The sequence below is a fragment of the Ramlibacter aquaticus genome (assembly GCF_015159745.1).
GTDB classification, from domain to species: domain Bacteria; phylum Pseudomonadota; class Gammaproteobacteria; order Burkholderiales; family Burkholderiaceae_C; genus Ramlibacter; species Ramlibacter aquaticus.
In genome coordinates this window covers 1-9063 of the sequence record NZ_JADDOJ010000116.1, presented here as the reverse complement: position 1 = coordinate 9063, position 9063 = coordinate 1, and the positions used below count along the sequence as shown (strand labels likewise).

Sequence of the window (9063 nt, the reverse complement as noted above, 5' to 3'; positions counted from 1 at the left end):
AAGATGTGAATAAAAGACAGTGACATTACGGGACATGCGATTAACATTTCGGGACACCGGGTGAAAACCCTCATCCCTGGGAGATGCCATGGCCGCCCTGCTGCGCAGCGCCAGCCTGACCCATTTCGCCGCCCTGTGCGGGGCGCATGGCGTGGACGCCTACGCGCTGCTGCCGCAGGTGGGCCTGCCGCGCCGCGCGCTGGACGATCCCGACCTGATGGTGCCGGCCGCGGCGGTGGGCCGGGTGCTGGACCTGGCGGCGCAGCAGTGCAGGGAGCCGGCCTTCGGGGTCCAGCTGGCCGGCTCGCGGCGGCTGTCCAACCTGGGACCGCTGGGCCTGCTGGTGCGCGACGAGCCCACGCTGCGCCAGGCGCTGGAGGCCATCGTGGCCAACCTGCACCTGCACAACGAGGCGCTGTCCATCCACACCGAGCAGGTCGGCAACCTGGTGACCATCCGGGCCCACCTGGACGCCGGCGACGGCCGGCCGCAGGTGCAGGCGACCGAGCTGGTGGTCGCAGTGATGTTCCGGGTGCTGGGCATCTTCATGGGCGCCGGCTGGCGGCCGCGGCTGGTGTGCTTCTCGCACCCGGCACCGGGGGACACCGCCGCGCACCGGCGCCTGTTCGGGCCGGCGGTGGAGTTCGGCCACGAGTTCGACGGCATGGTCTGCAATGCGGCGGACCTGGACGCGCCCAACGCCGCGGCCGACCCGGTGATGGCGCGCTACACCGCGCGCCTGCTGGGGCCCGGTGTGCGCCGGCGCGCGTGCGTGGCCGACCGGGTGCGGGAGTTCATCGTGCTGCTGCTGCCGCGCGGCCACTGCCGGGTGGAGGTGGTGGCCGAGCACCTGGGCGTGGACCGGCGCACCGTGGCGCGGCAGCTGGTGCGCGAGGGCACCAGCTTCAGCATTCTGCTCAACGGGGTGCGCGAAGACCTGCTGGAGCGCTACCTCAAGGAGGGCACCCGGCCGCTCGCGGATGTGGCTTCATTGCTGGGGTTTTCCGAACCCAGCGCCTTCTCACGCTGGCACCGGCTGCGCTTCGGCACGGTGGCCAGCGCCAGGCTGGAGCGGGCGCCCAGCCTGGCCGCGGGCGGGCTCAGCCGCCCTCGCTCCCGTGCCGGCGGTCGGCCGGGTTCGGACGGTACTGGCCGCCGCGGTCGCTGAAGTTGTTGGCGTTCTCGGCCGCGCGGCGCTGCACCGCGTCGGCCGCCTGGCTCATCTTGCCGCTGTTCTTCTGGGCGGTGTCGTACATGCGCCGCACGATCTCGCCCGCCGTGTCACGCCCACCCAGGCCGAAGGCCAGGCCGGCGCCCAGGGCCAGCGCGCCCACGAAGGCCATGAACAGGGTGTTGACCAGGGTGGTCGCGATGCCGATCTGGTTGACCGCCACCACGATGGCGAAGGACCACACCAGCACCGTGGCCAGCTTGGCCAGGAAGTTGGAGTTCGTGATGCCGGCCTCGGACGCCGCGCCCCGCACCAGGTTGCTCAGGGCCCGCGCCGCCAAGCCGCCGATCACCAGCACCACCAGCGCCACGACCACGTTGGGCAGCCACATCAGCAGTTCGCGCAGCACGTCCGAGACGGCCGGCAAGCCCAGCGCGTCGAACGCGACCACCAGCGCGATCAGGCGCACGAACCACTTCACCACCAGCCCGATCATCCCCGAGGAGTCCATGCTGGAGCCCATCTTGGAGACGAAGTCGGCAAAGCCGGACCGCTCGGCCAGGTTGTTGAAGTGCACCGCCCGCAAGAGGGCGGCAACCCCCTTCTCGACGAGCGAGGCGATGAACCAGCCGACGATGAGGATGACGGCGAACCCGATGATCTTCGGGATGGCCGATAGGAAGAGCGCCATCGCGGATGCCAGCGAGGTCATCATCGCGCTGCTCCAGTCGCTGATCTGTGATTGCATGAGAGGCTCCGGACAAGTGAATGCCGCGGGCCCCATGCCCGCGTTGTGGCTTTCACTTTCCGCCCGGGCTTGCGCAGTCCGGGTCAGCGCGCTTCAGCGGCGGCTGTAGGAGGCTTCATGCGCCCCGCCGGCCCGGCGGGGCCGTCCCCTCACTTCTGGATGTCGCCGATGCAGAGGTACTTGATCTCCAGGTACTCGTCCATCCCGTGGTGCGAGCCCTCGCGGCCCAGGCCGGACTGCTTCACGCCGCCGAAGGGCACGTGCTCGGTGGCGATGATGCCCACGTTGATGCCCACCATGCCGTATTCCAGCGCTTCGCCGACCCGGTAGATGCGGCCGATGTCGCGGCTGTAGAAATAGCTGGCGAGGCCGAACTCGGTGTTGTTGGCGGCGTCAATTGCCTCCTGCTCGGTCTTGAAGCGGAACACCGGGGCCAGCGGGCCGAAGGTCTCCTCGCGGGCGCACAGCATGTCGCCCGTGGCGTCGGCGATCACCGTGGGCTGGAAGAACTGGCCCTTGAGCTTCTGGCCGCCCACCACCACCCGGCCGCCCTTGGCGACGGCGTCCTTCACGTGGCGCTCCACCTTTTCCACGGCGGCGTCCTCGATCAGCGGGCCCTGCACCACCCCGTCCTCGAAGCCGTTGCCCACCTTCATGGCCTGGACCTTGGCGGCGAACTTCTCGACGAAGACGTCGTACACGCCCTCCTGCACGTAGAGCCGGTTGGCGCACACGCAGGTCTGGCCGGCGTTGCGGTACTTGCTGGCGATCGCGCCTTCCACGGCCGAGTCGATGTCGGCGTCGTCGAAGACGATGAAGGGCGCATTGCCGCCCAGCTCCAGCGAGAGCTTCTTGATGGTGGGCGCGCTCTGCGCCATCAGGATGCGGCCGACCTCGGTGCTGCCGGTGAAGCTGATGTGCCGCACCACGTCGCTGGCGCAGAACACCTTGCCGATGGCGATGCTGTTGGCGCTGTCGGCGGTGATGACGTTGAGCACGCCGGCCGGGATGCCCGCGCGCAGGGCCAGCTCGGCGGCGGCCAGCGCCGTGAGCGGCGTGAGCTCGGCCGGCTTGATGACCACCGGGCAGCCGGCGGCCAGTGCGGGCGCGACCTTGCGGGTGATCATGGCCAGCGGGAAGTTCCAGGGCGTGATGGCGGCGCACACGCCCACCGGCTGGCGCAGCACCATCAGGCGGCGGTTGTTGTCCCACTGCGGCAGGGTCTCGCCATTGACGCGCTTGGCCTCCTCTGCGAACCACTCCACGAAGCTGGCGCCGTAGGCCACCTCGCCCTTGGCCTCGGCGAAGGGCTTGCCCTGCTCGGCGGTCATCAGGCGGCCCAGGTCCTCCTGGTTGGCCATCAGCAGGTCGTACCAGCGGCGCAGGATGGCCGCGCGCTCCTTGCCGCTCTTGGCCCGCCAGGCCGGCCAGGCGGCATTGGCGGCCGCGATGGCCTGCTCGGCCTCCAGCTCGCCCAGGTTGGCCACGTCGGCCAGGCGGGCGCCGTTGCTGGGGTCGGTCACCTCGAAACGGGCGTCGCCCGCCACCCATTGCCCGGCGATCAGGGCGTCCGTCTTGAGCAGGCTGGGGTCCTTCAACAGGGCCAGCGGGGAAGTCTTCATGTCCATCTTGCGCTCCTGGGGCTTTTTTGGGAGGGAATCCGAAATGGTAGCGGGAGCGCCAAACCCTCGAAACCTATAATCGAATGTTCAGCTGAGCCCACCCATGAGCACGCCCCAGTTCACCGTCGCAGACATCCGCAGGACCTTCCTCGAGTTCTTCAAGGACAAGGCCCACACCGTGGTCGCCTCCAGCCCCCTGGTGCCGGGGAACGACCCCACCCTGATGTTCACCAACTCGGGCATGGTCCAGTTCAAGGACGTGTTCCTGGGCACGGACAAGCGGCCCTACGTGCGCGCGGCCTCGGTGCAGGCCTGCCTGCGCGCCGGCGGCAAGCACAACGACCTCGAGAACGTGGGCTACACCGCCCGCCACCACACCTTCTTCGAGATGCTGGGCAACTGGAGCTTCGGCGACTACTTCAAGCGCGAGTCGCTGAAGTGGGGCTGGGAGCTGCTGACCCAGGTCTTCCAGCTGCCGGCCGACAAGCTCTGGGCCACCGTCTACATCGACGACGACGAGGCCTACGACATCTGGACCAAGGAGATCGGCCTGCCGCCCGAGCGCGTGGTGCGCATCGGCGACAACAAGGGCGCGAAGTACCAGTCCGACAACTTCTGGATGATGGCCGACACCGGCCCCTGCGGCCCCTGCTCGGAGATCTTCTACGACCACGGCCCCGAGATTCCCGGTGGCCCCCCGGGCAGCCCGGACGCCGACGGTGACCGCTACATCGAGATCTGGAACCACGTGTTCATGCAGTTCGACATGCAGCCGGATGGCAGCGTCAAGCCGCTGCCCGCCCCTTGCGTGGACACCGGCATGGGCCTGGAGCGCCTGGCCGCCATCCTGCAGCACGTGCACAGCAACTACGAGATCGACCTGTTCCAAGCGCTGATCGAGGCCGCTGGCCGCGAGACGGGCACGGCCGACCTGCTGAACCCCTCGCTGCGCGTGATCGCCGACCACATCCGCGCCACCTCCTTCCTGGTGGCCGACGGCGTGATCCCCTCCAACGAGGGCCGGGGCTACGTGCAGCGCCGCATCATCCGCCGCGCGATCCGCCACGGCTACAAGCTGGGCCGCAAGACGCCCTTCTTCTACAAGCTGGTGCCCGAGCTGGTGCGCCTGATGGGCGAGGCCTACCCGCACCTGGCGGCCGCCCAGGCACGCATCATGGACGTGCTCAAGGCCGAGGAAGAGCGCTTCTACGAGACGCTGGAAAACGGCATGGAGATCCTCGACGCCGCGCTGGCCGGGGATGCCAAGGTGCTGGCCGGCGACGTCGCCTTCAAGCTGCACGACACCTACGGCTTCCCGCTGGACCTGACCAACGACGTGTGCCGCGAGCGCGGCGTCTCGGTGGACGAGGCCGGCTTCAACGCCGCCATGGACCGCCAGAAGGCCCAGGCCCGCGCTGCCGGCAAGTTCAAGATGGACCGCGTGCTGGACTACACCGGCAGTGGCAATCTCTTCGTCGGCTACGAGAAGCTGGAAGAGGCCGCCAAGGTGGTGGCCCTGTACGTCGACGGAACGCCCGTGGCCGAGCTCAAGAGCGGCCAGGAGGGCATCGTGGTGCTGGACAGCACGCCCTTCTACGCCGAGAGCGGCGGCCAGGTGGGCGACAGCGGCCGCATCGTGGCCGGTTCCGCCCTGTTCGAGGTGGCGGACACGCAGAAGATCAAGGCCGACGTGTACGGCCACCACGGCAAGCTCGCCCATGGCACGCTGGGCGTGGGCGATGCCGTCACGGCCCAGGTCGACATGGTCCGCCGCCAGGCCACCATGCGCAACCACTCGGTCACCCACCTGATGCACAAGGCCCTGCGCGAGGTGCTGGGCGAGCACGTGCAGCAAAAGGGCTCGCTGGTCGACCCCGACAAGACCCGCTTCGACTTCACGCACAACGCGCCCATCACCGACGCCCAGGTGCGCGAGATCGAGGCCCGCGTGAACGCCGAGATCCTGCAGAACCACGCCACCCAGGCGCGGGTCATGGACATCGAGTCGGCCAAGGCCACCGGCGCCATGATGCTGTTCGGCGAGAAGTACGGCGACACCGTGCGCGTGCTGGACATCGGCTCCAGCCGCGAGCTGTGCGGCGGCACGCACGTGCAGCGCACCGGCGACATCGGCCTGTTCAAGGTGGTGGGCGAGGGCGGCGTGGCCGCCGGCATCCGCCGCATCGAGGCCGTCACCGGCGCCAACGCGCTGGCCTACCTGCAGCAGCTGGAAGACACGGTGAACCGCCTGGCCGGCGCCCTCAAGGCGCCCGCCGCCGAGCTGCAGTCGCGCGTGGGCCAGGTGCTGGAACAGGTGCGCGGCCTCGAGAAGGAAGTCGGCGCGCTCAAGGGCAGGCTGGCCTCCAGCCAGGGCGACGAACTGGTGGCCCAGGCGGTCGACGTCAAGGGCATGAAGGTGCTGGCGGCGACGCTGGCCGGGGCCGACGCCAAGACCCTGCGCGACACGCTGGACAAGCTCAAGGACAAGCTCAAGAGCGCCGCCATCGTGCTGGCCGCCGTGGACGGCGGCAAGGTGCAGATCGCGGCCGGCGTCACCGCCGACCGCATGGGCCAGGTCAAGGCCGGCGAGCTGGTGAACTTCGTCGCCCAGCAGGTGGGCGGCAAGGGCGGCGGCAAGGCCGACATGGCCATGGCCGGCGGCACCGACGCGAGCAAGCTGCCCGCGGCGCTGCAGTCGGTGCAGGCCTGGGTGGCCGAGCGGGCCTGAGGCCGCAGGCCGGCGCACGCCGGCCCCCAATGAGAAAGGGCCGCGATCGCGGCCCTTCGTCCGTCTGCCCGGGCGCGGTCAGCGCTTGCGGAAAACCAGGTCCCAGACACCGTGGCCCAGCTTGAGGCCGCGGTTCTCGAACTTGGTCAGGGGCCGGTACGCCGGCCGGGGCGCGAACCCTTCGGCCGTGTTCTCCAGCGTGGGCTCGGCGGCCAGCACCTCCAGCATCTGGTGGGCGTAGGGCTCCCAGTCGGTGGCGCAGTGGATGTAGCCGCCCGACGCGATGCGCGAGGCCAGCAGCGCGACGAAAGGCGGCTGCACCAGGCGGCGCTTGTTGTGGCGCAGCTTGTGCCAGGGGTCGGGGAAGAAGATGTGCGCGCCCGCCAGCACGCCGGGCGCCAGCATCTGCTGCAGCACCTCCACCGCGTCGTGCTGCAGGATGCGGATGTTCGTCAGTCCCAGGTCGCCGATGTGCTTGAGCAGCGCGCCCACGCCGGGCTCGTGCACCTCGCAGCCCAGGAAGTCCGTGTCCGGCATGCCGTGCGCGATCTTCGCCGTGGCATCGCCCATGCCGAAGCCGATCTCGAGCACCGTGGGCGCGGCGCGGCCGAAGGCCTGCGCCAGGTCCAGGGGCTGGGGCTGGAAGGGCAGCACGAAGCGCGGGCCCAGCTCGGCGAAGGCGCGGGCCTGGCCGGTGGTGGTGCGGCCGGCGCGCTTGACGAAGCTGCGGATGGTGCGCGGATGGGCGGCGCCCGCGGCCTGGCCGGTCGCGGCTGCAGCCTCGGTGGCGGGTGCCTCTGGGGCGCTGGGGTCGGGCCTGTGGCCCGCGGAGTCGGCGTCTTCAATCACCGCCGGGATTGTAGGAGGCCCGCCAGGCCTGTACCCAGGCCGCCAGCGCGTCGGCGAGCGGGCCCGCCTGGGGCGGCAGCCCCAGCACGGCGGCGGCCGCGTTCAGGGCCGCCAGCGGGTCGCGCAGCTGCAGGGGCGCGGCGCCGTTCTGCTTGGACAGCTTCTGCCCGTCGGCCGCCAGCACCAGCGGCGTGTGCAGGTAGCGCGGCACGGGCAGGCCCAGCGCCTGCTGCAGTTGCAGCTGGCGCGCCGTGTTGTCGGCCAGGTCCTCGCCGCGCACCACGTGCGTGATGCCCTGCCCAGCGTCGTCCACCACCACCGCGAGCTGGTAGGCCCACAGCCCGTCGGCGCGGCGCAGCACGAAGTCGCCCACCGCGTGCTCCACATCCTGCTGTTGCGGGCCCAGGCGGCGGTCTGCCCAGTGCACCGTGCCCGGCGCCACCCGGAAGCGCCAGGCCCGGGGCTCGCGCCCGTGCAGGCCGGCGCGGCAGGTGCCGGGATAGACCAGTTCGCCATGCCGTTGCACGGCCTGGCCCCGCCGGGCCAGTTCGGCGGCGATGTCCTTGCGCGAGCAGGCGCAGGGGTAGCAGCGTCCGGCGGCCAGCAGCCGCTGCAGGGCGGCCTCGTACAAGGCGCCGCGCTGCGACTGCCACACCGGCGGCTCGTCGGGGTGCAGGCCGCAGGCGGCGAGCTGGGCGAGGATCTCGCGGTCGGCGCCCGGCACGCAGCGCGGGCCGTCCACGTCCTCGATGCGCACCAGCCAGCGGCCACCGGCGGCGCGCACGTCCAGCCAGCTGGCCAGGGCCGCCACCAGCGAGCCGGCGTGCAGGGGCCCGGTGGGCGAGGGGGCGAAGCGGCCGCGGCAGGCCATGCCGGGTCAGCCGTGGGCGATGAGGTCCAGTGCCAGCGCCAGGCCGGAGAGGAAGGCGTCCTCCACGCGGTGCCCGGTGCACCAGTCGCCGCACAGGCCGATGCGCTCGCGCGGGTGCCACAGGTGGGACTGCCCCAGGGGGGCCATCGTCTTGGCCCAGCGCCAGCGCATCACTTCCGCGTGGCTGGGTTCGGCCAGGATGCCGGTCACCTCGCCGAAGGCCTTGAGCAGCTTGGCCAGCACGCGGTGGCCGTCGTCCATCAGGTGCTCGCGCGACCAGTCGGCGCTGGCCTGCACGGTCCAGCGTTCCACGGGGCCGCGCCCGGGCTTGGACGACTCACGGGCCAGCCAGGCCACGCGGTGGTGCGTGCTGAGCGCCGCGTTCCACTGCGGGCCCAGGTGCGGCAGCGTGGGCTGTACCGCCTGCGGATAGGCCACCATCAGGGTCCAGCAGGGCGCCACGTCCACGGCGGCCAGCGGTTCGGCCAGGCCGCCCAGCGAGGGCGAGGCGGCGAGCAGGCCGCCGGCCTGCGCGGCCGGGATCGCCAGCAGCACGGCGTCGAAGCCCGAGAACACGTGCACCGCGTCCTGCGGACCGGCCGTCTGCAACTGCCAGCGCGTGGGCGCCAGCGCGTCGCGCTCGATGCGCGTGACGCGGGTCTGCAGTTCCACCTGGCCGGCGTCGCGCAGCGGGCGCGCCCACTGGCGCGCGAGTTCGTCCATGCCCGGCGTGCCCACCCAGTGCGATTCGCGCGCGGGCAGGGCGGCCTCGACCACGCGGCCGTGCGGATCCAGCACGCGCACCGCGTTCGCGCTCCAGCGCTTCACGGCGCCCGGTGCGGTGGCCAGCGCCTGCTCGAAGCGCGCGTCGCGCACGGTGAAGTACTGGGCGCCGGCGTCGAAGGTGCCGAAGGGGGATTCGACGCTGCAGGTGCGCCCGCCCACGTCGTTGCCGCTTTCGAAGACCGTCACGCGCAGGCCGGCCTGCACCAGGGTGCGGGCGCAGGCGAGGCCGGCGATGCCGGCGCCGACGACGGCGACGTGGGAAGGCGTGGAGGGGAGGCGGTCGGGGGC

General features: G+C 71.2%; 7 protein-coding genes. 2 read left to right on the top strand and 5 right to left on the bottom strand.

Annotation, left to right across the window (positions count from 1 at the left end):
- Positions 1 to 88: 88 nt before the first annotated feature.
- Positions 89 to 1168: an AraC family transcriptional regulator gene (locus IM725_RS18875; RefSeq protein ID WP_193782184.1), complete on the top strand. Its 1080-nt coding sequence runs from the start codon at positions 89 to 91 to the stop codon at positions 1166 to 1168.
- On the opposite strand, the gene IM725_RS18870 is transcribed toward IM725_RS18875, so the two are convergent.
- On the bottom strand, positions 1101 to 1919 hold the full coding sequence (locus IM725_RS18870; RefSeq protein WP_193782183.1) for a mechanosensitive ion channel family protein: 819 nt from the start codon (positions 1917 to 1919) through the stop codon (positions 1101 to 1103). The two genes, IM725_RS18875 and IM725_RS18870, sit on opposite strands and share 68 nt — an antisense overlap.
- A 149-nt stretch (positions 1920 to 2068) precedes the next feature.
- The gene (locus IM725_RS18865; protein WP_193782182.1) at positions 2069 to 3547 is read right to left on the bottom strand and encodes an NAD-dependent succinate-semialdehyde dehydrogenase; all 1479 of its coding nucleotides are present in this window, start codon (positions 3545 to 3547) and stop codon (positions 2069 to 2071) included.
- A gap of 97 nt (positions 3548 to 3644) precedes the next feature.
- Between IM725_RS18865 and alaS the strand changes: the two genes are divergently transcribed.
- Positions 3645 to 6269, top strand: coding sequence for an alanine--tRNA ligase (gene alaS, locus IM725_RS18860; RefSeq protein ID WP_193782181.1), 2625 nt, complete (start codon positions 3645 to 3647; stop codon positions 6267 to 6269).
- A gap of 78 nt (positions 6270 to 6347) precedes the next feature.
- On the opposite strand, the gene trmB is transcribed toward alaS, so the two are convergent.
- From trmB to IM725_RS18845, 3 genes are all read right to left on the bottom strand, one after another.
- Positions 6348 to 7115 (bottom strand): tRNA (guanosine(46)-N7)-methyltransferase TrmB, encoded by a 768-nt coding sequence (trmB, locus tag IM725_RS18855; RefSeq protein ID WP_193782186.1) that lies wholly within the window; start codon positions 7113 to 7115, stop codon positions 6348 to 6350.
- On the bottom strand, positions 7111 to 7989 hold the full coding sequence (gluQRS, locus tag IM725_RS18850) for a tRNA glutamyl-Q(34) synthetase GluQRS (RefSeq protein WP_193782180.1): 879 nt from the start codon (positions 7987 to 7989) through the stop codon (positions 7111 to 7113). Before gluQRS ends, trmB begins: the two co-directional genes overlap by 5 nt.
- A gap of 6 nt (positions 7990 to 7995) precedes the next feature.
- A partial coding sequence (locus tag IM725_RS18845; protein WP_227753946.1) for an NAD(P)/FAD-dependent oxidoreductase occupies positions 7996 to 9063 on the bottom strand: 1068 nt, incomplete at its 5' end.